Genomic DNA, 26,336 nt, shown 5'->3' with positions numbered 1-26,336 from the left:
GTCAGTAAATTTAAAGGATTACACATGACATTGTGGAAACGCACATTAATTGCTATCGCAGCGACTTGTACTTTATCAACAAGCTTTGCAGCGCCAGTCGAGCTAGACAGCGTAAAAGTTATCGTTAACGAAGGCGTTATCTTACAAAGCGACATCGATGCCTCGATGAAGACGCTGCGCGCAAACGCTAAGAAAAGCGGGCAAACATTGCCATCGCAAGATGTGCTCAATGAGCAAGTACTAGAAAAACTGATCATCGATACTATTCAAACTCAAGAAGCAGAACGTATCGGTGTTCGTATTGATGATGCTCGACTTGATCAAGCAATTGAAGGTATCGCTAAAGACAACAACCAAACGGTAGAACAACTTACCGCATCGGTTGCTGAAGAAGGCCTTAGCTACAATGCATTTCGAGAGCAAGTAAGAAAAGAAATTGCGGCAAGTGAGGCTCGCAATGCTCTAGTTCGCCGTCGTATTAACATCCTTCCTGCAGAGGTCGATAACCTAGCGGATATCTTAGCGCAAGAGACTAACGCAACCGTTCAATACAAGATTGGACACATTCAACTTCGCTTTAATGATGACCAAACCAAAGAAGAGCTAGAAGCCCAAGCTAAAGAACTTGTCGAAGAACTGAACTCAGGCAAAGATTTCAGCACCATGGCATATACTTACTCTAAGGGTCCTAAAGCGCTGCAAGGTGGTGATTGGGGTTGGATGCGTAAAGAAGAGATGCCAACCATTTTTGCTGACCAGATCAAAATGCAAAATAAAGGCAGCATCATCGGGCCTTTCCGTAGCGGTGTAGGTTTCCACATTCTAAAAATTGAAGATGTGAAAGGCTTAGAAACCGTAGCAGTAACGGAAGTGAATGCTCGTCATATCTTGATTAAGCCAACCGTAATCTTGAGTGACGATGGCGCGAAAGAACAACTTGAAAAGATCACGCGCCGCGTAAACGCAGGTGAAGCGAGCTTTGGCGACCTTGCACAGCAATACAGCCAAGATCCAGGTTCTGCAGTACAAGATGGTGAGCTAGGCTACCAAACACCAGATTTGTATGTACCAGAATTCAAACACCAAGTAGAAACGCTACCAGAAGGCAAAATCAGTGCGCCATTCAAAACCGTACACGGTTGGCACATTGTTGAAGTACTAGACCGTCGCGAAGTCGACCGTACCGATTCAGCTTTGAAAAACAAAGCTTACCAAATTCTATTTAACCGTAAATTCAACGAAGAAGCTGGTGCTTGGCTACAAGAAGTAAGAGCAAGTGCCTTTGTTGAGATGGTTGAGGACGACCAAGATGACAACAACTAAACGTATTGTCATAACCGCAGGTGAACCAGCAGGGATAGGCCCAGATTTAACTTTGGCTCTATCTCAAGAAAGTTGGCCTCATCAACTCGTGGTTTGTGCTGATAAAACACTGCTATCCGAGCGAGCTAAAATTCTTGGTATCGAAGTCGATCTTCTGGACTACGATGCAAATGCAGCTAAGCAACCGCAACGCGCTGGCACACTGGTAGTGAAACACGTTCCACTTGCTAAAACGGCAGTTGCAGGTCAACTCAATGAGGCTAATGGTCATTACGTATTAAATACTTTAGAAACCGCAGCAATTGGCTGTATGAATGATGAATTTGATGCTATTGTCACCGGCCCCGTTCACAAGGGTGTAATTAACCGAGCTGGCGTTGCTTTTAGCGGCCATACCGAGTTCTTTGCAGAGAAGTCCAATACACCACTGGTGGTGATGATGTTGGCAACTGAAGGGCTGCGTGTTGCGCTAGTAACAACGCACATCCCACTAGCTTATGTATCTCAAGCTGTGACCGAAGACAGATTAGAGCAAATTATTGCTATTCTAAATAAAGACTTGGTTGAAAAATTTGCTATTGAGAAACCAACTATCTATGTGTGTGGCTTGAATCCACATGCTGGTGAAGATGGTTGTTTAGGGCGTGAAGAGATTGAAACTATCACCCCGACGCTAGAAAAAATTCGCCAAAAAGATGGCATCAATTTAGTTGGCCCATTGCCAGCAGACACCATCTTTAATGAAAAATATTTGCAAGATGCAGATGCTGTTTTAGGTATGTATCACGACCAAGTACTCCCGGTATTGAAATACAAAGGGTTTGGTCGCTCAGTGAACATCACGCTTGGCTTACCGTTTATTCGCACATCAGTCGACCACGGTACCGCCTTAGACTTGGCAGGGAAAGGCCAAGCCGATACAGGGAGCTTTAGAACAGCGCTCACGCACGCCATTGAATTAGTAGAGAAAAAGCAATGAGAAATGATGTCCACTTAGGGCACAAAGCGCGTAAACGTTTTGGTCAAAACTTCCTTAACGATCCATACATTATTGATGGCATCGTATCGAGTATTAACCCACTACCAGGTCAAAACTTGGTAGAGATCGGTCCTGGTTTAGGCGCAATTACTGAGCCTGTGGGTAAGCTTGTCGATAAATTTACTGTTATCGAATTGGATAGAGACCTTGCAGAACGTCTTCGTAACCATCCAGATCTTGCGGACAAGCTAACGATCCGTGAAGGCGATGCGATGAAGTTCGATTTCCAAGAACTGGTTAAGCCAAACAATAAGCTACGCATCTTTGGTAACTTGCCATATAACATCTCTACACCATTGATGTTCCACCTTTTTGAATTCCATAAAGACGTGCAAGACATGCACTTTATGCTTCAAAAAGAAGTGGTTAACCGTCTAGCTGCTGGCCCTGGCAGTAAAGCTTACGGTCGTCTTACTGTAATGGCTCAATACTACTGTAAAGTAACGCCTGTGTTAGAAGTTCCACCAACGGCCTTCGTTCCGCCACCGAAAGTAGACTCAGCAGTCGTGCGCCTACAGCCATACGAAGTGCTGCCTTATCCGGCAAAAGATCTGAAATGGCTAGATCGCGTCTGTCGTGAAGGCTTTAACCAACGTCGTAAAACAGTTCGTAACTGCTACAAGAGCTTAATCGATAAGGAAGTGCTTGAAGAGCTAGGTATCAACCCAAGCATGCGTCCTGAGAACTTAACGCTCGAGCAGTTTGTCGACATGGCAAACTGGTTGTACGACAGTCATAACGCTGACAAATAAATAAAAAAGGCTCCTACACTTCGGTTAGGAGCCTTTTTTATGTAATACTTTAATTACATTAAGTATATCAACAACAAAAGGTGCGAATATGGATATATCTACGCCTTGTATCAAATGCCAGGTTCACTCTAAGTACATAGAAGAACAATCTGAGCCAACGAAGAATCGTTATGTCTTCGCCTACATTATTACCATCAAAAATCTAAGTAAAACAACGGTGCAACTTAAGTCTCGCCGCTGGTTAATTACCGACTCTAACGGCAAGCAGCTCACCATTGAGGGTGATGGTGTAGTTGGCCAACAACCCGTGATTGAAGCCAACGACGAGTACACCTACACAAGTGGTACGGTCATCGAAACCCCTGTTGGCGTTATGCAAGGTCACTATGTGATGACCGATAACAAGGGCATTGATTTTATTACCGAAGTTGACCCATTCAGACTCGCAATCCCTAATATTCTTAATTAGCCGTACATCCGTATCTACAGGAAACTATTGTGTCGAATTACATTGTCGGAGACATCCAAGGGTGCTTCGACGAACTTCAAGGACTACTTGAAAAAATTAACTTTGATAAACACCAAGATACTTTATGGGTCGCCGGAGACTTAGTTGCTCGAGGCCCTAAATCATTGGAGACGTTACGCTTTATTCGTAACCTTGGTGACGCAGCTAAGGTTGTATTAGGCAACCACGACTTACATCTTCTGGCGGTGTCCTTAGGACTATTTCCAGCGAAACCAAAAGATAAGACTCAAGCGATTCTTGATGCTGAAGATCGTGAACTGCTACTCGAATGGTTAAGACAACAGCCTTTGCTTCAAGAACACCCAGAGTTCGTGATGTGCCATGCGGGTATCTCACCGCAGTGGAATCTAGAAAGAGCACGTGTTGAAAATCGAGAGATCGTATCCTTGTTAAAGTCCGATAAATGGCAATGGCTAATCGAAAACATGTACAGCAACGCGCCTGATTTATGGCATCAGGATTTACATGATATTGAGCGCTATCGCTATGCGATCAATAGCCTGACAAGAATGCGTTTCTGTTTTGAAGATGGCCGTCTCGACATGGCATGTAAGCTACCACCGAATGAGATTACCGATGAACCATTAGTGCCATGGTTTGACCTTCCGCAACGCATAAAGCTCGATAAAACCGTTGTTTTTGGACACTGGGCTGCGCTTGAAGGCTATAACGGAAAAGACGTAATTGGACTTGATACTGGATGCGTCTGGGGAGGTGAATTGACAATTCTTCGCTGGGAAGATAAACAGTTTTTCACTCAGAAAGCTCTAACTATAGTTTAATATAGGGCCTGTTTTATATTTCAATAAATCAAGCCCTACTAAAAATTATCGCTCTAATATAACAAAGTGCATATCAAATCGGTTCTTAGCATCATGAGTGTAATATTCATCATACTCACAAGTCCAACCTTCACTTCCCCAGCTAGGAAAGCGAGTATCACCTTCAATTTCCGCTTCAATAAATGTTAGATATAGTTTATTTGCTATAGGAAGGTAAGATTCATATATAGAACCGCCACCTATAACCATTACCTCTTCAACGTCTCCAACAGCTTTTAGAGCTTCCTCTGTAGATGTAACTGTCGTTACCCCATCGATGGATAACTCAGGATCACGACTTATAACTATATTCTGTCTTCCAGGAAGAGGGCGACCTATAGAATCATAAGTTCTACGCCCCATAATTACTGGTTTTCCTAGAGTGTGTTTTTTAAACCAAGCAAAATCAGCAGGTAAGTGCCATGGCATGGCATTCTCTTTACCAATAATTCTGTCACCAGCTTCAGGTAAATAAAAACCATTTTCCTTGTCAATTTTCCCACCATGAGCCATAGCTGCAATTAAGCTAATTTTCACAACTCTATACCTCTGTAATTTCTGAGACACAGATTATACCGATTTCCCTCATAGGGTAAATCATTATGCGATTATACTATCGGTCTTCTTCTATAAAAGAGTAGCCCAGGCACCGCCAAGCCAACCGCCAGTCCAGCGATAATGAACATCGATTTTAAAAAGTTCTCCATCAACATTGCCAACAACTCAGGCGTGTAGCCTGCCCTGTTAATCTCCACCATCGCAATCATCGCCTTGAAGGCAAACACACCTGGCACCATAGGAATTAGCGCTGCAACCGTAAACACCTTCGGATGTGCTAACAGTTTATGTGACCAATGAACCCCTATCATACCAACCACGGTTGCGGCGAAGAACGTCGCCCATTCGATGGGAATACCAAAGTGCATCATCAGATACCGGCTACCATGACCGATAGAACCACCGAGTGCACAATAAATTAAAGCACGTTGCGGAACGTTAAACACCAATGCAAACCCAACCGCAGGAATAGCGGCGAAAAACATATCGTTGAGCAGACCTAAAAACAGTTCGAAAATACTCATTAGCTTGCCCACCCCCAAACATCTGATAGACTCATCGCCGCGACAATGCCCAAGCTCGTCGCCAGAGTTAATAAGCTGGCCATGGTAAAGCGCGCTAACCCCATATTAATATGGCCTTTAAGCATATCAGCGACGGAGTTAATCAGAGGAAAACCAGGTACTAACATTAATACAGATGAAGCCATCACGATCGTGGGTTGGCCGCCAATATTGTAAAGTACGGCTTGAGCTGAAATGGTCGTGGTAACGAATGCTGTGATAGCAAAGTTTAATAGCGGATTGAAATGGCGGTGCCCAATCTCTTGCCTGACGATCATACCGCAAGCTGAAGCAATAAAAGTCATCATGAAGACTTGCCAGTCTCCGCCCGCAAGGTGGCTAAAAGAGGCGCACGACAACCCTATCATCACAACCACTAACCAACGGTTGTAGCGCTCGGGGCTGATGTTTTGAATCTTTTTATACGCCAAATCATAATCGAGAATTCCCTTCTCCATCATGATGCAAATGCGTTGAATGTCGGTGATAACCTGCATGTTAATGCCACGATCAGCACAACTTCGAGTAGTGGTAATACAGTGATCATCCATTACGGTAGTTACAACAAGCGCATTGGCTGACAGTGCGACTTCAACCTCATTCACCCCACAAGCAATACCGATGCGACGCATGATATCGCCGACCAGTGTGCTCTCTGCCCCGTGCGCCAATAACATTTGTCCTGATTGAGCGACGAGTCTTGAGATCGCTCTTTGCTTTGATGCCATGATTTCCTTCCCATAGGCGTTAATTATCTAAAGATAAATTTTGCATAAAAAACAGTAAGACGTCATGATTTAGATACAAAAAAACCGCAATTTTCATTGCGGTTTAATAAAATTATCAGTGTACTTGTAAGAAGCGACCGATGCGTTATGAGAAACTAAGAGGATTAGTCACGAACATAGATAACATGGCCGTCATCCTCTTCGTCATCCCAATCGTCCCAATCGTCGTCATCTTCAGTAACGACATTCTTACCGCTCATCGCATCTTTATGGTAGTCATCCCACATAAAGTCTACTTTTTCTTCTTCTTCAACTTCTACAACTTCACGAGGTAGGTTTTCCATAAACTCACCTAGTTTGAAGCAAAGATCTTTGGTGCCGATTTTATTCACAGCAGAGATCTTGAAGTACTCGCCTTCCCAGCCCAAAGCATCGATGATTTCTTGAATCTTTTCGTCTGCTTCGTCTTCTGGCATTAGGTCAACTTTATTGAACACTAACCAGCGAGGTTTTTGTGAAACTTTTTCACTGTATTGCTCAAGCTCATCGATGATCGTTAGTGCATTCTGAATAGGATCAGATTGATCGATCGGCATAATGTCGATCATATGCAGAAGAACACGACAACGCTCAAGGTGCTTAAGGAATCGGATACCAAGGCCAGCGCCATCAGCTGCGCCTTCGATTAGTCCTGGGATATCGGCAACAACGAAGCTCTTTTCAGGGACAACACTTACCACACCCAAGCTTGGGATCAAAGTAGTGAACGGGTAATCAGCCACTTTTGGTTTCGCAGCAGATACTGAACGAATAAAAGTAGATTTACCTGCGTTTGGTAGGCCAAGCATACCAACGTCAGCTAATAGAAGAAGCTCTAAACGCAGTTCACGAACTTCGCCTTTAGTACCCATTGTCTTTTGACGAGGAGCGCGGTTAACAGACGATTTAAAACGTGTGTTACCAAGACCGTGCCAACCACCTTTACCAACCATTACTTTCTTGCCGTGTTCAGCAACTTCAGCAACGATTTCGTTGGTGTGGATATCAACTGCACGCGTACCAACTGGTACTTTCAGCGTAATGTCTTTACCACGTTTACCAGTACAGTTACCGCCGCGACCATTCTCGCCACGCTCTGCATTGTAAAAACGTTGGAAACGGTAATCGATCAGTGTGTTTAAGTTCTCATCCGCTTGGATGTAAACATCACCGCCGTCACCACCGTCGCCGCCATCAGGACCACCTTTAGCGACGAATTTTTCGCGCCAAAAGCTAACTGTACCATTACCGCCATCACCGGCTTCTATTTTTACTACCGCTTCATCAACGAATTTCATTTTTTAACTCCGCACTTACGTTGCGTTACCACTCATCAAGGAGTGATATAAATTCTAGCAGATCCGTGTTTAGATCGATCACCTAAGATCTAGGCCGACCTGCAACCAAGGAACAAATAAGGAGAGGTTCTTTGCTTCTTATTTCTTAAAAACAAACGGCTTCTTAAAAACTAATCTGTTTATCAAAAAATAAAACGGCTTCTCAAAACCAAAACAAGAGCGTCTGCTTTTTTATTCTTGCTATAAATAAAAAACCCTGCCGAATCGGCAGGGCTTTTGAATTCAGCTTGAAAGCTAATAAAATAATCTAGTTAAAGATTAAATTACTCAGCTTCGATGCTTACAAACTTACGGTTTTTAGGACCTTTAACAGCAAATTTCACTTTACCTTCAGTAAGAGCGAAAAGAGTGTGGTCTTTACCGATGCCAACGTTTGTGCCAGCGTGGAACTTAGTACCACGTTGACGAACGATGATGTTACCTGCAAGAACAGATTCACCACCAAAACGCTTAACACCAAGACGTTTGCTTTCTGAATCGCGGCCGTTATTAGTAGAACCGCCAGCTTTTTTATGTGCCATTGTTAAACTCTCCTAATACTTAAGCGTTAATGCCAGTGATTTTCACTTCAGTGAACCACTGACGGTGACCAGCTTGCTTACGCGAGTGCTTACGACGACGGAACTTAACGATTTTTACTTTATCGCCACGACCGTGTTGTACTACTTCTGCAGTAACCTTGCCACCTTCAACAAGAGGTGCACCAACAGCGATTTCTTCGCCGTTAGCAACAAGAAGAACTTTATCAAATTCAACAGTTGCACCAGTTTCAACGTCTAATTTCTCTAAACGAAGTGTTTGACCTTCGCTTACTCGGTGTTGTTTGCCACCAGATTGGAAAACAGCGTACATATTTTACTCCGCTTTTTCCGCACAGCCTATGGTTGTTAATTGTACAACTCGGGTGTGCGCTAAACTAATCAATAGGGCGCAGATTCTACGGGAATCATGGCGCTATGACAAGTCATATTTTTAAAAAATTGGCGAAAACCTGTTCGCCAAAGAAAAGTGTGGCAATCATGCCCTTTAGCGATGTATTAATCAACGTTTTTTAGTGTATTATTCAACAATTGAATACAACGTATAAGCCTTACAGGGTCTAACTTCAGCCGGATGAACAATGGATTTTAAAGCTATCCAAACGCTTACTGCCAATGATATGGCAAAAGTGAATGAAACAATTCAAGCCCAACTTAATTCTGACGTAAGTTTAATCAACCAGCTTGGTTTTTATATCGTTAGCGGTGGTGGAAAGCGCCTACGCCCTTTGCTTGCTCTTTTATCTGCCCGCGCACTTGGTTACCAAGGTGAAGCTCATATCACCTCTGCAGCCTTTATCGAGTTTATTCACACCGCAACCCTGCTTCATGACGACGTTGTCGACGAATCGGACATGAGACGTGGTAAAGCGACGGCCAATGCCGCTTTTGGTAATGCCGCTAGCGTTTTGGTGGGTGACTTTATCTACACACGCTCATTCCAAATGATGACAACGCTAGGATCCTTAAAGATCCTTGAGTTAATGAGTGAAGCGGTAAACGTGATTGCCGAGGGTGAAGTTCAACAATTAATGAACTGCAATAACCCAGACACCACAGAAGAAAGCTACATGCAGGTGATCTACTCTAAGACTGCTCGTTTGTTCGAAGCTGCGACCCAAATCGGCGCGATTCTTACTGAGTCATCACCAGAGATCGAAACAGCAATGCAGAACTATGGTAAATACCTAGGCACCGCTTTCCAACTGATTGACGATGTGATGGATTACACTGCAGATGGTAAAGAGATGGGTAAAAACGTTGGTGACGATCTAGCCGAAGGCAAACCAACACTGCCTCTACTTTACGCAATGCATAATGGCTCTCCTGAACAAGCAAGCATGATTCGTGAAGCGATTGAGAAAGCGAACGGCATGGAACGTCTTGACGATATTATGGCTGTAATGAAAGAGACAGGCTCTTTAGAGTACACAACAAATAAAGCCTACGAAGAGGCCGATAAAGCCATCGCTGAGCTTTCTGTACTTCCTGACTCAGAATATAAGCAAGCGCTAACCACGCTCGCACACTTAGCTGTTAAACGCAGTAAGTAAGCAGGTTAATAGACAACTCGCTTCTAGCTTCTAGCTTCTAGCTTCTAGCTTCTAGCTTCTATATAAATAACAAAAAGAGCCTCAGGGCTCTTTTTTTTGGTTTTCAACAAATATTTGTAGGTGAGCCAAATTCAATATCGACTGGCTTCTAATGATAACGGCAGTTGTGCTTCAATCTCTTCAAGCTCTTCCATTGGCACCGCGTACTGCTCATGCCCGTTGTAAGTCTCTACTAGCGCGTACTGCTCTTGCTCATCAATTACCAATACTTTTCCTAAGTGCCCCAAATATTCGACATTCATACCCTTCTGAACAGTAGCCATAACATTTACCTTCACATTAATTGTAAAGCTAAATACGAGTAGCTTGAACTTCAGGATCAAAAAAGCCGATCATAATGACCGGCCCTTATTAATTAGCTTAAGTCTGAGTTAAATAGCGTTTCGCTTATTTAGCGAATTCAACACCAATCTCGATGTCACCATTTAGCGTTTCAAGCATGCTATCTAAAGCGTTACGTTCGAAGTCACTTAGCTCACCGTAGCTAAGGATCGCTTCAGCGCCCTCTTTGCCTAGTTTAACTGGCTGTGCGAAGAATGGAGCGTGCTCGCCTTCACCTTCAACGTATGCACATTCAATCACGTTTTCTTCACCTTGAAGTGCTTTAACTAGTGCAAGACCGAAACGACAAGCCGCTTGACCCATAGACAGTGTCGCACTGCCGCCGCCAGCTTTAGCTTCTACTACTTCAGTACCTGCATTTTGGATGCGAGTCGTTAGCGCTGCAATTTCTTCATCAGTGAACTCTACGCCTTCAACTTGAGAAAGTAGAGGAAGAATCGTTACGCCTGAGTGACCACCGATAACAGGAACACGGATGTCGCCTGGATCTTTGTCTTTTAGTTCAGCAACGAACGTTTCAGAACGAATCACATCAAGAGTCGTAATACCGAATAGACGACGCTTGTCGTAAACGCCCGCTTTCTTCAGTACTTCAGCCGCGATTGGCACTGTTGTGTTTACTGGGTTAGTAATGATACCAACACAAGCAGTCGGACAAGTAACTGCGATTTTCTCTGCAAGAGACTTAACAATGCCAGCGTTCACATTGAAAAGATCCGCACGATCCATACCAGGCTTACGAGCAACACCCGCTGAAATAAGTACAACATCCGCACCTTCTAGTGCTGGTGTTGGATCTTCACCCGCGTAACCTTTGATCGAAACAGGCGTTGGGATATGGCTAAGATCGGCAGCAACACCCGGTGTTACCGGAGCGATGTCGTAAAGTGCAAGATCTGAACCAGCAGGTAGGCGGTTCTTAAGTAGTAGGGCTAGGGCTTGACCGATGCCACCAGCGGCACCAATAACAGCTACTTTCATTGTTATTCTCCTTGAGAGCTTTCTCTTATAGATTCTTTGTAGGGTAATTCTTGAGCTAAATCTAAGTTAAAAAACTATATTAATCACAAAGTGATTACAATCAATTAACGCTAGCTTTGCGACTTCGCGCAAGTCAATAAAACCGTGCTACACAGCAAGTTCGCATTATGGCGATAATCGACTGAAATAACAAAATAAGTCGTCGCAAATAACACATTATTCCATTAAATATTTACAGTGATATGACTAACAAATTACAGGGATGTTTTGGCTAAAATTGAATATGTATGCGAGAATATGCAAACATCTTTGTTAATGAATAAGAATGACATATGCGCAATACAGAAAAGCAAGACAACTTAGTTCGTGCATTTAAAGCCTTACTAAAAGAAGAACGTTTTGGCTCACAAGGCGAAATTGTTGATGCTCTAAAACACGAAGGTTTTGAAAGCATCAACCAGTCTAAAGTCTCGCGTATGTTAACCAAGTTTGGTGCCGTTCGAACTCGTAACGCAAAAATGGAGATGGTTTACTGTCTTCCTGCTGAGCTAGGTGTTCCGACCGTTTCTAGCTCTTTACGAGAATTAGTACTAGATATTGACCACAACAATGCATTGGTGGTGATACACACAGGTCCTGGTGCGGCGCAGCTGATTGCTCGTTTATTAGACTCACTAGGTAAGTCGGAAGGTATACTGGGCGTAGTCGCAGGTGATGACACTATCTTCATTACTCCAACGTTATCGGTTACCACTAAGCAACTGTTTGATTCAGTGTGTGAACTGTTTGAATACGCAGGATAATTGATCGCTGTTTCATAACTATCAGCCTTATTAATGGATCACGAGTATCTATTTGCTTCGTGATCCAAATCACATCCTAGAATATCCATACCTCCCTTCCAAAATCACACTAAACCATTGATTTTAAAAAACTCAGTAGCAAATCAAACACGAGATCCAGACATCATTTGTTAGATTTTTCAGCTATATCTTTTAACATTCGAGTAATTTTCTGCCAATTTTTGATATTATTCAGCCACTTTTTCATCACATGGATTGAAAAAGGTGCCGTTTCCAAATAGGAAACTCCTGAAGCCACTACACTTGTTTCAGGGTTAATAATGAATAAAGGAAGGGAAATTCATGGCATTTACCAAACTTATTAAAGTTGGTGCTATTGCAGCTGCTGTAATGGGCGCTGGCGCTGTTAACGCTCAAGAGTTCATCACGATTGGTACTGGTTCAGTTACGGGTGTTTACTACCCAACTGGTGGTGCGATTTGTAAGCTAGTGAACAAGGGCCGCAAAGACCACAACATTCGTTGTTCTGTAGAGTCTACTGGTGGTTCAATCTACAACGTTAACACCATCCGTGCTGGTGAACTAGATTTCGGTGTTGTTCAATCGGACTGGCAATACCACGGCTACAACGGTACAAGTAAGTTCAAAGATCAGGGCGAATACAAGAAACTTCGCGCGATGTTCTCTCTACATACAGAACCGTTCAACATCATCGCTCGTACTGATGCTGGCATCAATAATGTGTCTGACCTAGCAGGTAAGCGTGTAAACATTGGTAACCCAGGTTCTGGTGACCGTGCAACGATGGGTGTTGTAATGGACGCTATGGGCTGGACTAACGACAGCTTCAAGCTTGCTTCTGAACTTAAAGGTTCTGAGCGTTCACAAGCACTTTGTGATAACAAGATTGATGCATTCATCTACATGGTTGGTCACCCGAACGGATCAATCAAAGAAGCAACAACGTCTTGTGATGCAAAACTGGTTTCAGCAACAGGTCCACAGATCGACAAGATCGTAGCTGAAAACCCATACTACGCTTACAGCACAGTTCCTGCTGGTATGTACCGTGGTACTGACGCTGACGTAAACAGCTTCGGTGTTGCAGCTACTATGGTAACAACTTCAGACGTTTCTGAAGAAGTTGCATACAACGTTGCTAAGGCAGTATTTGAAAACTTTGACACTTTCAAACGCCTACACCCAGCATTTGCTAACCTGAAAAAAGAAGACATGGTTAAAGCGGGTATCTCTATCCCTCTTCACCTAGGCGCAGCAAAATACTACAAAGAAGTGGGCCTTCTAAAGTAACTCTACTTTAAGCCTACTACACCAATAAGGAGGCTAGCCCTCCTTATTGGCTTTTCACGTTTTATAAAAATAATTTAAGTGAAAAGAACAGCCCTTTAAGTTTCTCCAATTTGGCGGACTTACCTTCGTATCAAGCCTAAGACAAAGACGAGCAAAAAACGCATTTCCCTATCCATTCACTACACTAGATAGGAAAGAAATAACGTCTCGTTGTTCGTAAGAAAGGCAGACCATCAATAATAAGGATAAAGTACATGACGCAGACAACATCACCGTCTCCAGATGTGCAAGAAATGGTGGCACAATCAGACACTGGTGCGCGTAGCCCTCGCGGTATCCAAGGCCGTATTTTATGGTTTGTGCCTCTATGCTGGTCACTGTTCCAACTTTGGTATGCATCTCCGCTGCCGTTCATTTTTAACTTCGGAATTTTAAACGATACCGAAGCTCGAGCAATTCACCTTACCTTTGCTATTTTCCTAGCATTTACCGCTTATCCAGCTATGAAGAACTCGCCGCGGGACCATATCCCGGCAGTCGACTGGGTATTAGCGCTTGTAGGTAGTTTTTCAGCTTCTTATATCTATATTTTCTACACTGAACTTGCCGGTCGTTCTGGTGCTCCCACAACATTTGATATTGTTGCAGCGGTGTTCGGTATGGTTCTACTGCTTGAAGCAACACGACGCGCTTTAGGTCCACCTCTTATGGTTGTGGCAGCAGTATTCCTACTTTACACCTTTGGTGGCCCTCACATGCCAGACGTTATTGCCCACAAAGGTGCGAGCCTGAACAAGGCAATGTCGCATCTGTGGCTAACAACTGAAGGTGTATTCGGTGTCGCTCTTGGCGTATCAACGTCATTCGTATTCTTGTTTGTACTGTTTGGTGCAATGCTAGAACGTGCTGGCGCCGGTGCTTACTTTATTAAAGTTGCATTCTCACTGCTTGGTCACATGAAAGGCGGCCCAGCGAAAGCAGCCGTTGTCGCATCAGGTCTGTCTGGTTTGGTATCAGGTTCATCTATCGCGAACGTGGTAACCACGGGTACCTTTACTATCCCGCTAATGAAGCGTGTTGGTTTCCCGGGCACAAAAGCCGGTGCGGTAGAAGTCGCGGCTTCAACCAATGGTCAATTAACACCACCTATCATGGGTGCAGCAGCCTTCTTGATGGTTGAGTATGTGGGCATTTCGTATGTAGAAGTAATCAAAGCCGCGCTACTGCCCGCTCTGATCTCTTACATCGCTCTGATTTACATTGTTCATCTAGAAGCATGTAAAGCAGGTATGACTGGCCTACCTCGTCGCCACACACCAACTATCGTACAAAGCTTACTGTCTTTCACGGGTACCATTTTAGGTCTGTGTGTCATCAGCGCCGCGGTTTACTACGGTGTGGGTTGGACGAAAGATGTATTTGGCGATGCGGCAACACCAATCGTAACTGTGGCGCTATTGATCGCTTATGTTGCTCTGGTTCGCGTATCTGCAAAATACGCAGCTGAAGGCGGCATGGAAATCGATGCTGATCTAAAAGAAGTTCCGGATCCGGGGCCAACGATTAAATCTGGTTTGCACTTCCTACTGCCTATCGTAGTACTTGTTTGGTGTTTAACAGTTGAACGTTTCTCTCCAGGTCTGTCGGCATTCTGGGCGACCGTGTTCATGATCTTCATTCTGATCACTCAGCGTCCGTTAATGACTCTGATGAACAAATCAGACGATCTTGCAGAGCAAACCAAAGCTGGTTTCGTTGACCTAGCAGAGAGCTTAGTTTCAGGCGCACGTAACATGATTGGTATCGGTGTCGCGACAGCGGCTGCAGGTACGGTTGTAGGCGTGGTGACTCTAACGGGTATCGGTCTAGTAATGACGGACTTCGTTGAGTTTATCTCAGGCGGTAGCATCATTCTTATGTTGCTATTCACTGCAGTAATCAGCTTGATCTTAGGTATGGGCTTGCCAACAACGGCGAACTACATCGTTGTATCAACGCTGATGGCTCCGGTAATCGTGACCCTAGGCGCAGCGCACGGCTTGATCATTCCACTGATTGCGGTTCACTTATTTGTGTTCTACTTCGGTATTCTTGCGGATGATACACCTCCGGTAGGTCTCGCGGCGTTTGCAGCAGCGGCAATTGCGAAATCAGATCCGATTCGTACTGGTATCCAAGGCTTCACCTATGATATCCGTACCGCAATTCTACCTTTCATGTTCATCTTCAATACTCAACTACTACTGATGGGCATTGATTCTTGGTGGCACTTAGCACTAACGATTTTCTCATCTGTGACTGCGGTACTTATCTTCGCAGCTGCAACACAAGGTTGGTGGTTCACCAAGAACAAGTGGTGGGAAACGGTGCTGCTTATTGCATTAACCTTCACTTTCTTCCGCCCTGGCTTCTGGTGGGACATGATTTACCCAGAGAAAGTTCTTTCACCTGGAGTTGAGATTGCTCAAATCACGGAAAAGCTGGATGTGGGACAATCACTTGAACTTAGAGTGGGTGGCGAAAACTTAGAAGGTGACTATTCTGAAAAGACAGTTCGCCTGCCGTTTGAAGATTCTGCGACCTCAAGTGAAGATCGTATTGCCTCTATGGGTCTAATGCTGACTGAATCAGAAGGCAAGATGATTGTTGATATGGTTGAGTTCGGTAGCCCAGCAGAAGCGGCTGGTATTGATTTCGATTGGGAAATCAAATCGGTTATCCAAGATGCAGATCGACCAATGAAAGAGTGGGTATTCTTACCTGCTCTGATCATTTTGATTGGTTTAGCAATGAATCAAAGAAGACGTGCTCGTAAGGATGAGATTAGCGCGTAATGGATAAGGCTGAGTAGCACTTAACGCTATTTAGCTTTATTACATGGAAAGGATAATTACAGTGCTAAGTGAGAGCTTGGCACTGATTAAAAAGAGACGAATACATGTATAAACAAATCCTTGTTCCTGTTGATCTTAATGACAAAGGCTTTTCTGATAAGGCAGTCGAACTGGCGGTATGGCACGCAAAACACAGCAATGCTGAAATCCACATTCTGAACGTACTACCAGGCATTCACATGTCGATGGTGGCGTCTTACTTCCCGAAAGATGCAGCGAACCAAATGAAGCTTGATGTTAAAAATCAGCTGAAAGAGTTTGCCGACAAACACATCGACGATGAAGTGGTTTACAAAGTTCATGTTGCTGAGGGTAAAACCTACGCGACGATTCTTGATTACGCAGAAAAGCTTGGCGCCGACCTTATCGTGATGCCTAGCCATAAGCGTTCAAAAATCGACAAAGTGGTACTTGGCTCGGTTGCAAGCAAAGTAGTACAGAACTCACCAATCAATGTATTGGTGGTTAAACCGCAAGGTTAAGTCATTTAATCGACACACAATCTAAAAAGGTTGGCCTACAGGCCAACCTTTTTTGTTTTGCGTTCGCACCATTTAATTCTTTAATCAACTCACTAAGTTCTGCGGATTACCCTCAACAAACCCATCAATATTATCGATTAAGATATCAGACAGTTTTTGAATCGAGCTGTCGCTGCCCCACGCCACATGTGGAGTGAGTAATAAGTTCGGTAAGTGGCTATTAGCCAATAGTGGATTTGAGTTGTCGGCTGGCTCTTGTGTAAACACATCCATACCTGCGCCTGCAATCTCATGTTTTTTCAAAGCCTCAACTAGGGCTTGTTCATCTACTAGACCTCCGCGCCCGGCATTAATTAATACCGCGCTCGATTTCATCATTGTGAGCTCTCGCTCTGAAATTAGATTTTGGGTCGCATCAGTCAATGGGCAATGTAGACTGATCGCATCCGCTTGCTTCAATACCGTATCAAAAGGTAGATACCCTTCTCGACAAGACTCTGCTCCTTTTCGCTCGGCAAACATCACCTTCATACCAATCGCTTTGGCTAACATTGCGGTGGCTTGACCTAAGCTGCCACTCCCCATCAACCCCAGTGTGCTGCCAGCCACATCTTGAATCGGATGAGTAAAGAAGCAGAACTGCTTGTCCTTTTGCCACTCACCTGCCTCAATGTCTTTGTGATAACCAACAAGATTTCGTTTAAGTGCAAACAGCATTGCGATGACATGTTCAGGAACCGATTGAGTCGCATAACCTTGTACGTTTGTCACTGCAATGTTTTTAGATTTGCAGTATTCCACATCGACATTATTGACACCGGTCGCTGAAACCGCGATCAACTTGAGTTTTTTCGCACCAGCGAGATTCGACTCATTGAGCACTACCTTGTTAGTGATCACCACATCAGCTTCTTCAACTCGCTCTGATACTTGCTCAGGAGCTGTGAAATCATACTCTACCCATTCATGCTCAAAGCTCAGAGGCTTTAAATGAATTTGAGATGGGATAGTCGCTCTATCGAGAAACACAACATTCAGCGTTGGCATTCTTCTTCCTTGGTTAGATCTATGAATCAGTCCATTCTAAGCTTTTAGCTTACTGTAGTCTGGAAGCTCAGGCGCAATTTCAAAGTGCTGTTCGATTTGTGGCGATGCTTGAGGATAAAACTCACACGGAACAAAGGCTTTGAATAACTGATCATTGGCCGGGTGATAAAAACTGAGTTCACACGCGTGCAGAGCTAACCTCTCGCTATAGATAAATGCATCTGGCGTTGCATAAAACTCATCACCCACAATAGGATTCCCCACCTCCATGCAGTGCACTCGCAACTGATGAGATCGTCCCGTGATAGGCAGTAGCTTCAATAAGGTCGTTTTTACCTCTTCTTGCTCAACCACATAGCGAGTCTGAGATGATTTACCATCCTCGAAACACACTTTCTGCTTCGGCCGGTTTGGCCAATCGCAAATAAGAGGGAGGTCAATCAAACCTTCAGCTTCTTCTACTGCCCCCCACACTCGTGCGTAATAGAGCTTATGTGTCAGTCGATATTGGAACTGCTTCTTCAAATGCCGCTCAGCCTGCTTATGTTTAGCTAACAACATCAAGCCCGATGTCGACATGTCTAATCGATGCACGACTTGAATCTCTGGAAATTCGACAACCAAGCGACTCCACATACTGTCGTAATGCTCAGGTAACCTACCCGGAACAGAAAGCAGGCCTGCAGGCTTGTTCACCACAAGAATATCGTCATCTTGATAAACAATATCAATCCACGGTTCACGTGGTGGTGTGTACTGTTCTAACGCCATTGAAGCCTCTTAATTGCTAGTGAACAAATAATTCACGGTTGATTCGTTTATAAATAAATACAATTTTCAATATTTTCGTACATAAAAGTTGACGGCTTTACAAAACATGGTATTGATAGGGTAACAGATAATAAGAAGTCAGCATCAAAGGAAAAACGATGGACAGTACGGTTAAAACCACCAACACAAAAACACCAACCTCAGCTCCCCTATCAAGTTTAATTAAGTCTCTTGGCCCAGGCATTATGATGGCCGCAGCGGCTGTAGGTGGTTCTCACTTAGTCGCCTCAACCAAGGCGGGTGCGATTTATGGTTGGCAGCTTGCCGCTCTCATTATCCTCGTTAACGTATTTAAATATCCATTCTTCAGAGCCGGCATCCAATACACGCTAGGAACGGGTCAAAGCTTGGTGGAAGGTTACTCTAACCTAGGCCGCCCATACCTTGTGATCTTTTCGATCTTGAGTGCCATATCTGCGGTCGTGAATACCGCTGCCCTGCTATTATTCAGTGCAAGCCTACTCAGTTACTTTGTTCCTTTCGATTTAGCCACTAGCACCTTGTGCATGATCGTTTTAGCGACCTGTTTGATCATTCTGTTTGCTGGCCATTATCGTGCTCTAGATACACTATCTAAAGCGATCATGGCGATCTTAACCATCACAACCTTAGCTGCAGTCGCCATTGCTATCGGCTCTCCAGTCGAACCTGATGCTGCTTTTGTTCCACCGTCGCCTTGGTCATTGGCTGCTATTGGTTTTATCGTGGTGACCATGGGTTGGATGCCTGCGCCTATCGAAATATCAAGCATCACCTCTATGTGGCTAAAAAGCCAAAAAGAGAAGCAGGAAGTGACCGCACAATCAGCGCTGTTCGACTTTAACGTTGGCTACATTGGTACGGCGCTGCTTGCTTTAGTATTCGTTGCGTTAGGCGCGCTAGTACTTCACGGTTCGGGAGTTGAACTGTCTCGATCCGGTGTTGGCTTTACTCATCAATTGGTCGGCATCTACGCTTCGACAATTGGTGAATGGTCTCGCCCGTTAATCGCTCTTATCGCTTTCTTCTGTATCTTTGGTAGCACCATTACCGTTATCGATGGCTACTCACGCGTGCTTGCTGAATCACAACGTCTATTATTCAAAAAAGATTCAAGCCCAAGAATGCTGCAAGGCTGGATAATCATTGTCTCTATCGCGGCACTCGCGATTGTGATGTTCTTTAGCGCAGCACTGATGCCTATGCTCGATTTCGCAATGGTACTCGCGTTTGCAACAACGCCATTCTTCGCTCTGCTTAATTTCATCTTGGTCAACAAAGCTAAGCTTCCAGAAGCGCTAGCCATTGGCAGCAAACTAAAATGGTTGTCTGTAGCAGGTCTTGTTTACCTATTTGGTTTCCTAGCGGTATTTGTTTGGTGGAAGTGGTTAATGTAACCAGTTACTTGAATTGTTAATTAAGCTACAGATACAAATAAGGCCTTCATAATGAAGGCCTTATTTCGTTGAAGCATTTCGCTAATTCAAAACTAGTTGTGAGAAACCACAATCAAGCGTAATGAATCTAGCTGAACCTGAGCTTTGCTGATGTAACCGGTCAGTTCATTGATTTGAGCTTCGATTACCTCTAGCTCTTCATCACGAATATTAGGATTCACGGCTTTAAGCGCTTGTAGACGCTCTAATTCACCGTTCAGGTTATTCTGCATATCTCGTTGAGCTTGTTCACGCACTTCTTCCACTTTAGGAAGTACGTGCGTCTCACCCGCTTCGATTAGCTTGTGAATTTCACCTTGTACCGAGTTAACTAGCTTGCTCGCTAGGTGACGGTTTACAGGGCTTAATTGACGGTTAAAGCTGTCGAACTCAACCTGAGCTGATAAGTCATTACCACGGCCATCCATCATCAAACGAATTGGCGTCTTAGGCAAGAACTGGCTGATACCGCTGCGTTTCGGCGCTTGCGCATCCACAAGGTAAACCAGCTCAAGCAGGATAGTACCCACTGGCAGCGCTTTGTTTTTCAGTAGTGATACCGCTGATGCACCAACACCTTCACTCAGTAGCAGATCGATACCGCCCTGAATCATTGGGTGTTCCCAGCTAATGAAGTTCATGTCTTCACGAGAAAGCGCAGTATCACGATCAAACGTGATGGTTGCGCCTTCGTATGGTAAGCCTGGGTAGCTTGGCACCATCATGTGCTCAGACGGCGTTACAACCAGAGCATTCTCACCCTTGTCGTCTTGGTTCAAGCCAATCGTATCGAACAGGCTTAGTGCAAACGTTACTAGGTTAGTGTCGCCGTCAGTCGAGGCAATCTTCTCTGCAATTTCATGCGCTTTGTCGCCGCCGTTTGAGTGCATTTCTAATAGGCGATCACGGCCTTTTTCTAGATCTGATTTCAGGCTTTGATTTAGCTTGGCAGACTCTTCAATCACTTCATCAAGTTGCTCAGTGTTACCAGAAGCCAGCATCTCGATAAGAACATCTGAGTACTTATCGTAAACCGTGCGACCCGTTGGACAAGTTTCCGCAAATGCATTCAGACCTTCATCGAACCAACGCGCAAGGATCGCCTGTGATGTGCCTTTTAGGTAAGGAACATGAATGTCGATATCACGCAGCTGACCGATACGGTCCAAACGGCCAATACGTTGCTCAAGCAAGTCTGGGTTGAATGGAAGATCGAACATCACAAGTTGGTTAGCGAACTGGAAGTTACGACCTTCAGAGCCGATTTCACTACAGATAAGAACCTGAGCGCCGCCCTCTTCTTGAGCAAAGTAAGCCGCAGCTTTATCACGTTCAAGGATCGACATGCCTTCGTGGAATACGGTTGCACGCACACCTTCACGCTCACGCAGTGCTTGCTCTAATTGAAGCGCCGTACTTGCACGAGAGGCGATCACTAGGATTTTCTCGCTGCGCTTGTCTTGGATCTTTTCAATCAACCAGTTAACACGTGAGTCGAACTGCCACCAGCTTGAATCTTCACCTTCAAACTCTTGGAAGATCTCTTCTGGATACAGCATCTTCATTGCACGAGCTTCGGGAGCCATTTTGCCACCGATCATGCCAGATACACGCATTGAGGTTGTGTACTGCGTTGGAATCTCCATCGGCAGTAGGTTTACATTACGCTTAGGGAAGCCTTTGATTGCAGCACGTGTGTTTCTGAAAAGAACACGGCCAGTACCATGGCGATCCATAAGGTTATCAATCAATTCTTGGCGAGCTAACGCTTGCTCTTCTTCGCTGCTATCACCTTCGATAACGCGGAATAGAGGCTCAACATCTTGCTCAGAAAGCAGTTCCGTAATCTGGTTCTTCGCGCTGTTTTCAAGCTTCACTCCAGAGAACAGAGCCGTTACTGCATCAGCAACCGGTGCGTATTGGTCTTCTTCTTCAACGAATGCTTCGTAATCGTAGAAGCGATCAGGATCAAGCAGACGCAGACGTGCAAAGTGGCTCTCACGACCAAGCTGTTCAGGCGTTGCTGTTAGTAGTAGCACACCAGACGTATTTTCCGCTAAGCCTTCAACCACTTGGTATTCACGGCTTGGTTTGTCTTGGCTCCACTCAAGGTGGTGCGCTTCATCGACAACCAACAAGTCCCACTCGCCTTCAAGTGCTTGCTCGTAGCGCTTACGGCTCTTACGTAGGAAGTCCAAAGAACACAGAACGTACTGCTGGGTATCAAACGGGTTGTCTGATTCAGCAAACGCTTCAATACAACGCTCTTCATCGAAGATAGAAAAATGCAGGTTGAAACGGCGCATCATCTCTACTAACCATTGGTGTTGTAGAGTTTCAGGAACCACAATCAGAATGCGTTCAGCACGGCCAGACAGCACCTGTTGGTGAATGATCATGCCCGCTTCGATGGTTTTACCTAGGCCCACTTCATCAGCCAGTAAAACGCGCGGAGCGTGACGACGACCCACTTCATGAGCGATGTATAGCTGATGAGGGATCAAGCCAGCACGCATACCACACAAGCCACGCATCGGGCTCTTGTGTTGTTGGTACTGGTTGCTTAGCGCACGGTAACGCAACACAAAGTTATCCATACGGTCGATTTGACCTGCGTATAGCTTATCTTGTGGCTTGTTAAAGCGGATCTGGTTGCTTAAGAAGATTTCACGCAGAGTGACTTCTGTTTCTTGGGTATCTTCGCGAGTACCTAAGTAGGTTAGCAGCCCTTTGTCTTCGATAACTTCTTCGACAGACAGAGACCAACCTTCTTGGCATTCGATGACATCGCCTACATTAAACGTTACTCGGGTTACGGGAGCATCAGTACGTGCATAAACACGGTTTTCTTCTGACGCTGCAAACATTAGTGTCACTGTGCGAGCATCCATTGCTACAACGGTACCTAAACCTAAATCGCTCTCCGTATCGCTTATCCAGCGTTGCCCCAAAGCAAATGTCATGAATCGACTACCTCAATCTTATAGTTGGAATTTGGTCTTCTTAACTGCAGTTTTAAACAAGAACATTATCGCTCCTGAACTAAAAATATAGCCAAAAATGTCTAGTTTGCAGCCACTTTTTAAGTGCGCTCTCAATAATAAATATCTCGAGAAAATGGTGCAGAAAAAGGTCGCTAATCTTACTCGATGCTGTGATTTAGGTCACGCCTAAAGGAGATGATTTCATGCTTTTTTTCTGTTTTCGCCAGTGCAATCAAACTGTCAAAAATTCATGGTTAATCTATAGGTAGCAGATTGCTGCTCTCAAACGAATACACCATATTCACTCGTAACGATATGGTGCTGTTCCTCTAGATGAAGTTTAGGTAAGTAGTTGACTATCACCAGAATCAGATACTAATCTTTATATGAGCTTTATCTACGTTCAATGAATGCAAGGCAAGCCGCACGTCGGCAAGGAGATGCTATGGGCGAGACCAACCGGAAGCTATTTGTTTTAGACACCAATATCCTACTTCACGAACCCTTCGCTATATTTTCTTTCCAAGAGCACGATGTCGTTATCCCCATGACAGTGCTAGAAGAACTCGACAGAATCAAAGACAGTAAAAGAGACGTTGCTCGAGATGCGAGAATTGCGATTCGAACGCTCGAAGACCTGTTCAGGGAAGCCACACCAGACCAAATATCGGAAGGCATCCCTTTTTCTAAAGACATAAATGCATCTGGCAGTATTTCAATACTCGCTGACTACGAACTTCAAGAAAGCATCAAAGCCTTTGCCGATGACAAGGCGGGCGATAACCGAATCCTCAACGCTGTCCTCTATCTTCAAAATAAACGCGCACCACGCGAAGTGGTTCTCATCACCAAAGACATCAATATGCGTTTACGAGCAAAAGGCGCCGGTGTACGTTTTGTTGAAGACTATCAAACTGACCAACTGATTGATGATATCCAATATCTCACCAAAGGCTTTCAACAGCTCGAAGGCTCATTTTGGGATGGTATCGACAATGTCGAGAGCAGAAGTTTAGGTGGAAAGACACTGCACACCTTAGCAAGAGCGCCGTTCGAGCCAACCTTCCTCAACCAATATGTGATTGACGAAGAAAGTGACTTTGCCGCTCGAGTCGAGGAGATTGAGCCGGAAAGCATTACCCTGAGAGACCTCAGCCGCGAAAGATTGATGAATCGCAGAGCATGGGACATCACACCAAAGAACGTCTATCAAGGCATGGCGATTGATGCGCTGCTCGACCCTGATATTGATCTTGTGATTCTCACTGGCGCCGCAGGTAGTGGTAAGACACTGCTTGCTATGGCTGCTGCACTTGAACAAACCATTGAACGTAAGCAATTCGATAAGGTCATCGTAACCCGCAACACCCCTGATATTGGTGAATCGATAGGTTTCCTTCCGGGTACAGAGGAAGAGAAAATGTTGCCTTGGTTAGCCGCAGTGACCGATACACTGGAAGCGCTGCACAAGAACGACCACTGCACAGAAGGCTCGATGAAGTACATCTGTGACAAAGCCAATATCCAGTTCAAATCAATCAACTTCATGCGTGGCCGCTCGATTCAAAATGCCTTTGTGCTTTTGGATGAGTGTCAGAACCTCACCGCTTCACAGATAAAAACCATCATCACCCGTTGTGGTGAAGGTACTAAGATCGTCTGCTCAGGTAACTTAGCGCAGATAGATTCTTCTTACCTAACCCCTGTGACTTCAGGCTTAACCTACATGGTTGAGCGTTTTAAAAACTTCGAAGGCAGTGCCAACATCCACCTCAATGGTGTGGTGCGTAGCCGACTAGCTGAGTTTGCGGAAGAGAACATGTAGTGACTCTATACGCTCACTGAATCAGTAATCTAAAAACAAAAAGCGCCTCACATTGGAGGCGCTTTTCAATTTAATATTTTGAAGTAAGTCGGCAGAGGTTAGTCTGAATTACTCAGTACCACCAACGGTTAGCGAGTCTAGTTTCAATGTTGGTTGACCAACACCCACTGGCACACTTTGACCAGCCTTACCACACACACCCACACCACGGTCGATGCTTAGGTCGTTACCCACCATAGACACCTGCTGCATCGCTTCGATACCAGAACCGATTAGCGTCGCGCCTTTCACTGGGTGAGTGATCTTACCGTTTTCAATCATGTACGCTTCAGACGCTGAGAATACGAACTTACCTGATGTGATATCGACCTGACCGCCACCGAAGTTCGGTGCGTAGATACCTTTCTCAACCGTCGCGATGATCTCTTCCGGTGTGTGTTCGCCCGGTAGCATGTATGTATTCGTCATACGTGGCATTGGAAGATGCGCGTATGACTCACGACGACCATTACCTGTCGGTGCTACACCCATTAGACGAGCGTTCAGCTTATCTTGCATGTAACCTTTTAGGATGCCGTTTTCGATTAACGTATTGTACTGACCGTTAACACCTTCATCATCGACGTTCAATGAACCGCGTAGATCCGTTAATGTACCGTCATCGACAATCGTACATAGGCTTGAAGTTACTTGCTCACCAACTTTGCCGGAGAATACTGACGACTCTTTACGGTTGAAGTCGCCTTCTAAACCGTGGCCTACCGCTTCATGCAGCAGAACGCCCGGCCAACCAGAACCAAGAACCACAGGCATGGCACCAGCAGGCGCTGCAACCGCTTCAAGGTTAACTAATGCTTGGCGAATCGCTTCATCCGCAAATTGGTAAGCAACTTGAGTGCCTTTGTCATCACTTAAGAAGAAGTCGTAACCAAAACGGCCACCACCACCAGCGCTACCACGCTCACGACGCTCACCCTTCTGTGCAAGTACGCTAATAGACAAGCGAACCAGCGGACGAATATCACCAGCGTAAGTGCCATCAGTCGCAGCAACCAGCATCTGCTCATGCACACCACTTAAACTCACCGATACTTCAGTCACCATCGGCTCTTTAGTGCGAATGTAAGCATCTAATGATTTTAGTAATTCTGTTTTCTGCTGTTTTTCCCAACTCGCAAGCGGGTTAACTGCATCATAGTAAGCTTGATTAGAGTTGCGTTTGAACGCTTGAACCTTGCCGTTTTGACCTTGTTTAGCAATACCACGAGCCGCAATTGCGCTCTGCTTAAGACCATCCAATTGGATTTGGTCAGAGTAAGCAAAACCAGTCTTTTCACCAGATACTGCACGAACGCCAACACCGCAATCGATATTGAAAGAGCCGTCTTTAATAATGCTGTCTTCTAGCACTAAAGATTCGTGCCAGCTTGACTGAAAGTAGATATCAGCATAATCAATTTGGCGGGTAGCAATACTCGCCAATGTATCTGCGATATTTTGCTCCGTAAGCCCTGTCGGGTTCAGTAGCGCTTCTTCAATTTGATTAATGCTCATAGATG

Annotated in this window: 24 protein-coding genes; 12 read left to right on the top strand and 12 right to left on the bottom strand. The window is 44.8% G+C overall.

Annotation, left to right across the window (positions count from 1 at the left end; genetic code table 11):
- The first annotated feature begins 24 nt into the window (after positions 1-24).
- The 5 genes from surA (at position 25) to AB4583_RS01605 (ending at position 4,425) form a co-directional block, all read left to right on the top strand.
- Positions 25-1,323, top strand: coding sequence for a peptidylprolyl isomerase SurA (gene surA / locus AB4583_RS01625; RefSeq protein WP_136982213.1), 1,299 nt, complete (start codon positions 25-27; stop codon positions 1,321-1,323).
- Positions 1,310-2,302 carry a 4-hydroxythreonine-4-phosphate dehydrogenase PdxA gene (pdxA, locus tag AB4583_RS01620; protein WP_017061382.1) on the top strand — a complete coding sequence of 331 codons (993 nt, stop codon included), beginning with the start codon at positions 1,310-1,312 and terminating at the stop codon, positions 2,300-2,302. Before surA ends, pdxA begins: the two co-directional genes overlap by 14 nt.
- The gene (rsmA, locus tag AB4583_RS01615; RefSeq protein WP_017062942.1) at positions 2,299-3,114 is read left to right on the top strand and encodes a 16S rRNA (adenine(1518)-N(6)/adenine(1519)-N(6))-dimethyltransferase RsmA; all 816 of its coding nucleotides are present in this window, start codon (positions 2,299-2,301) and stop codon (positions 3,112-3,114) included. Before pdxA ends, rsmA begins: the two co-directional genes overlap by 4 nt.
- Positions 3,115-3,202: 88 nt before the next feature.
- Positions 3,203-3,583, top strand: a complete 381-nt coding sequence (apaG, locus tag AB4583_RS01610; protein ID WP_372116137.1) for a Co2+/Mg2+ efflux protein ApaG — start codon at positions 3,203-3,205, stop codon at positions 3,581-3,583.
- Between the two features lie 29 nt (positions 3,584-3,612).
- Positions 3,613-4,425 carry a symmetrical bis(5'-nucleosyl)-tetraphosphatase gene (locus AB4583_RS01605; RefSeq protein ID WP_372116136.1) on the top strand — a complete coding sequence of 271 codons (813 nt, stop codon included), beginning with the start codon at positions 3,613-3,615 and terminating at the stop codon, positions 4,423-4,425.
- Between the two features lie 45 nt (positions 4,426-4,470).
- On the opposite strand, the gene folA is transcribed toward AB4583_RS01605, so the two are convergent.
- The 6 genes from folA to rplU all read right to left on the bottom strand — a co-directional run bounded on the left by folA (position 4,471) and on the right by rplU (position 8,562).
- Positions 4,471-5,001, bottom strand: coding sequence for a type 3 dihydrofolate reductase (gene folA, locus AB4583_RS01600; protein WP_372051227.1), 531 nt, complete (start codon positions 4,999-5,001; stop codon positions 4,471-4,473).
- Positions 5,002-5,072: 71 nt separating this feature from the next.
- Positions 5,073-5,546 carry a threonine/serine exporter family protein gene (locus tag AB4583_RS01595; RefSeq protein ID WP_017062945.1) on the bottom strand — a complete coding sequence of 158 codons (474 nt, stop codon included), beginning with the start codon at positions 5,544-5,546 and terminating at the stop codon, positions 5,073-5,075.
- Positions 5,546-6,313, bottom strand: a complete 768-nt coding sequence (locus AB4583_RS01590) for a threonine/serine exporter ThrE family protein (RefSeq protein ID WP_017061378.1) — start codon at positions 6,311-6,313, stop codon at positions 5,546-5,548. The genes AB4583_RS01595 and AB4583_RS01590 overlap by 1 nt, the downstream gene beginning before the upstream one ends.
- Positions 6,314-6,477: 164 nt before the next feature.
- Positions 6,478-7,650 carry an Obg family GTPase CgtA gene (cgtA, locus tag AB4583_RS01585; RefSeq protein WP_017061377.1) on the bottom strand — a complete coding sequence of 391 codons (1,173 nt, stop codon included), beginning with the start codon at positions 7,648-7,650 and terminating at the stop codon, positions 6,478-6,480.
- Between the two features lie 323 nt (positions 7,651-7,973).
- A complete protein-coding gene (rpmA, locus tag AB4583_RS01580) occupies positions 7,974-8,231 on the bottom strand; it encodes a 50S ribosomal protein L27 (protein WP_004735905.1) in 258 nt (85 codons plus the stop codon).
- Between the two features lie 19 nt (positions 8,232-8,250).
- Positions 8,251-8,562, bottom strand: coding sequence for a 50S ribosomal protein L21 (rplU, locus tag AB4583_RS01575; protein ID WP_004740823.1), 312 nt, complete (start codon positions 8,560-8,562; stop codon positions 8,251-8,253).
- A gap of 268 nt (positions 8,563-8,830) precedes the next feature.
- Here rplU and ispB point away from each other — a divergent pair, with 268 nt between their 5' ends.
- The gene (gene ispB / locus AB4583_RS01570) at positions 8,831-9,802 is read left to right on the top strand and encodes an octaprenyl diphosphate synthase (RefSeq protein WP_017061376.1); all 972 of its coding nucleotides are present in this window, start codon (positions 8,831-8,833) and stop codon (positions 9,800-9,802) included.
- A 131-nt stretch (positions 9,803-9,933) separates the two neighbouring features.
- Here ispB and AB4583_RS01565 read toward each other — a convergent pair whose 3' ends face one another.
- Positions 9,934-10,125, bottom strand: a complete 192-nt coding sequence (locus tag AB4583_RS01565; protein ID WP_017061375.1) for a hypothetical protein — start codon at positions 10,123-10,125, stop codon at positions 9,934-9,936.
- Positions 10,126-10,249: 124 nt separating this feature from the next.
- Positions 10,250-11,185, bottom strand: a complete 936-nt coding sequence (gene mdh / locus AB4583_RS01560; protein WP_009847834.1) for a malate dehydrogenase — start codon at positions 11,183-11,185, stop codon at positions 10,250-10,252.
- 332 nt (positions 11,186-11,517) lie between these two features.
- On the opposite strand from mdh, the gene argR reads away from it, so the two are divergent.
- From argR to AB4583_RS01540, 4 genes are all read left to right on the top strand, one after another.
- Positions 11,518-11,988: a transcriptional regulator ArgR gene (gene argR / locus AB4583_RS01555; RefSeq protein ID WP_004740827.1), complete on the top strand. Its 471-nt coding sequence runs from the start codon at positions 11,518-11,520 to the stop codon at positions 11,986-11,988.
- Positions 11,989-12,330: 342 nt separating this feature from the next.
- Positions 12,331-13,299: a TAXI family TRAP transporter solute-binding subunit gene (locus AB4583_RS01550; protein ID WP_372116133.1), complete on the top strand. Its 969-nt coding sequence runs from the start codon at positions 12,331-12,333 to the stop codon at positions 13,297-13,299.
- Positions 13,300-13,553: 254 nt separating this feature from the next.
- A complete protein-coding gene (locus AB4583_RS01545) occupies positions 13,554-16,133 on the top strand; it encodes a TRAP transporter permease (protein WP_372051225.1) in 2,580 nt (859 codons plus the stop codon).
- Positions 16,134-16,237: 104 nt separating this feature from the next.
- Positions 16,238-16,675: a universal stress protein gene (locus AB4583_RS01540; protein WP_004740830.1), complete on the top strand. Its 438-nt coding sequence runs from the start codon at positions 16,238-16,240 to the stop codon at positions 16,673-16,675.
- An 84-nt stretch (positions 16,676-16,759) separates the two neighbouring features.
- Here AB4583_RS01540 and AB4583_RS01535 read toward each other — a convergent pair whose 3' ends face one another.
- Positions 16,760-17,722 (bottom strand): D-2-hydroxyacid dehydrogenase, encoded by a 963-nt coding sequence (locus tag AB4583_RS01535; RefSeq protein ID WP_372116130.1) that lies wholly within the window; start codon positions 17,720-17,722, stop codon positions 16,760-16,762.
- A 36-nt stretch (positions 17,723-17,758) separates the two neighbouring features.
- Entirely contained in the window at positions 17,759-18,493 is a 735-nt protein-coding gene (gene rluA / locus AB4583_RS01530) for a bifunctional tRNA pseudouridine(32) synthase/23S rRNA pseudouridine(746) synthase RluA (protein WP_372116128.1), read from the bottom strand.
- 158 nt (positions 18,494-18,651) lie between these two features.
- On the opposite strand from rluA, the gene AB4583_RS01525 reads away from it, so the two are divergent.
- Positions 18,652-19,929 (top strand): NRAMP family divalent metal transporter, encoded by a 1,278-nt coding sequence (locus AB4583_RS01525; RefSeq protein WP_017061369.1) that lies wholly within the window; start codon positions 18,652-18,654, stop codon positions 19,927-19,929.
- Positions 19,930-20,021: 92 nt separating this feature from the next.
- On the opposite strand, the gene rapA is transcribed toward AB4583_RS01525, so the two are convergent.
- Entirely contained in the window at positions 20,022-22,931 is a 2,910-nt protein-coding gene (gene rapA, locus AB4583_RS01520; protein WP_017068801.1) for an RNA polymerase-associated protein RapA, read from the bottom strand.
- A gap of 466 nt (positions 22,932-23,397) precedes the next feature.
- Here rapA and AB4583_RS01515 point away from each other — a divergent pair, with 466 nt between their 5' ends.
- On the top strand, positions 23,398-24,777 hold the full coding sequence (locus AB4583_RS01515; RefSeq protein ID WP_372116125.1) for a PhoH family protein: 1,380 nt from the start codon (positions 23,398-23,400) through the stop codon (positions 24,775-24,777).
- Between the two features lie 108 nt (positions 24,778-24,885).
- Here AB4583_RS01515 and tldD read toward each other — a convergent pair whose 3' ends face one another.
- Positions 24,886-26,331, bottom strand: a complete 1,446-nt coding sequence (tldD, locus tag AB4583_RS01510) for a metalloprotease TldD (RefSeq protein WP_372116122.1) — start codon at positions 26,329-26,331, stop codon at positions 24,886-24,888.
- Positions 26,332-26,336 lie beyond the last annotated feature (5 nt).

It is taken from the genome of Vibrio sp. 10N.222.49.C12, from assembly GCF_041475025.1.
Taxonomy (GTDB): Bacteria; Pseudomonadota; Gammaproteobacteria; order Enterobacterales; family Vibrionaceae; genus Vibrio; species Vibrio crassostreae_C.
The sequence above is the reverse complement of the archived record's forward strand: the minus strand, read 5'-3'. Positions and strand labels throughout refer to the sequence as shown.

What these genes read in the sequence shown, in the direction of transcription:
- surA (WP_136982213.1), top strand. Translation starts at nt 25, where the DNA reads ATGACATTGTGGAAACGCACATTAATTGCTATCGCAGCGACTTGTACT.
- pdxA (WP_017061382.1), top strand. Translation starts at nt 1,310, where the DNA reads ATGACAACAACTAAACGTATTGTCATAACCGCAGGTGAACCAGCAGGG.
- rsmA (WP_017062942.1), top strand. Translation starts at nt 2,299, where the DNA reads ATGAGAAATGATGTCCACTTAGGGCACAAAGCGCGTAAACGTTTTGGT.
- apaG (WP_372116137.1), top strand. Translation starts at nt 3,203, where the DNA reads ATGGATATATCTACGCCTTGTATCAAATGCCAGGTTCACTCTAAGTAC.
- AB4583_RS01595 (WP_017062945.1), bottom strand. Translation starts at nt 5,546, where the DNA reads ATGAGTATTTTCGAACTGTTTTTAGGTCTGCTCAACGATATGTTTTTC.
- AB4583_RS01590 (WP_017061378.1), bottom strand. Translation starts at nt 6,313, where the DNA reads ATGGCATCAAAGCAAAGAGCGATCTCAAGACTCGTCGCTCAATCAGGA.
- cgtA (WP_017061377.1), bottom strand. Translation starts at nt 7,650, where the DNA reads ATGAAATTCGTTGATGAAGCGGTAGTAAAAATAGAAGCCGGTGATGGC.
- rpmA (WP_004735905.1), bottom strand. Translation starts at nt 8,231, where the DNA reads ATGGCACATAAAAAAGCTGGCGGTTCTACTAATAACGGCCGCGATTCA.
- rplU (WP_004740823.1), bottom strand. Translation starts at nt 8,562, where the DNA reads ATGTACGCTGTTTTCCAATCTGGTGGCAAACAACACCGAGTAAGCGAA.
- ispB (WP_017061376.1), top strand. Translation starts at nt 8,831, where the DNA reads ATGGATTTTAAAGCTATCCAAACGCTTACTGCCAATGATATGGCAAAA.
- AB4583_RS01565 (WP_017061375.1), bottom strand. Translation starts at nt 10,125, where the DNA reads ATGGCTACTGTTCAGAAGGGTATGAATGTCGAATATTTGGGGCACTTA.
- mdh (WP_009847834.1), bottom strand. Translation starts at nt 11,185, where the DNA reads ATGAAAGTAGCTGTTATTGGTGCCGCTGGTGGCATCGGTCAAGCCCTA.
- argR (WP_004740827.1), top strand. Translation starts at nt 11,518, where the DNA reads ATGCGCAATACAGAAAAGCAAGACAACTTAGTTCGTGCATTTAAAGCC.
- AB4583_RS01550 (WP_372116133.1), top strand. Translation starts at nt 12,331, where the DNA reads ATGGCATTTACCAAACTTATTAAAGTTGGTGCTATTGCAGCTGCTGTA.
- AB4583_RS01545 (WP_372051225.1), top strand. Translation starts at nt 13,554, where the DNA reads ATGACGCAGACAACATCACCGTCTCCAGATGTGCAAGAAATGGTGGCA.
- AB4583_RS01540 (WP_004740830.1), top strand. Translation starts at nt 16,238, where the DNA reads ATGTATAAACAAATCCTTGTTCCTGTTGATCTTAATGACAAAGGCTTT.
- AB4583_RS01535 (WP_372116130.1), bottom strand. Translation starts at nt 17,722, where the DNA reads ATGCCAACGCTGAATGTTGTGTTTCTCGATAGAGCGACTATCCCATCT.
- rluA (WP_372116128.1), bottom strand. Translation starts at nt 18,493, where the DNA reads ATGGCGTTAGAACAGTACACACCACCACGTGAACCGTGGATTGATATT.
- AB4583_RS01525 (WP_017061369.1), top strand. Translation starts at nt 18,652, where the DNA reads ATGGACAGTACGGTTAAAACCACCAACACAAAAACACCAACCTCAGCT.
- rapA (WP_017068801.1), bottom strand. Translation starts at nt 22,931, where the DNA reads ATGACATTTGCTTTGGGGCAACGCTGGATAAGCGATACGGAGAGCGAT.
- AB4583_RS01515 (WP_372116125.1), top strand. Translation starts at nt 23,398, where the DNA reads ATGGGCGAGACCAACCGGAAGCTATTTGTTTTAGACACCAATATCCTA.
- tldD (WP_372116122.1), bottom strand. Translation starts at nt 26,331, where the DNA reads ATGAGCATTAATCAAATTGAAGAAGCGCTACTGAACCCGACAGGGCTT.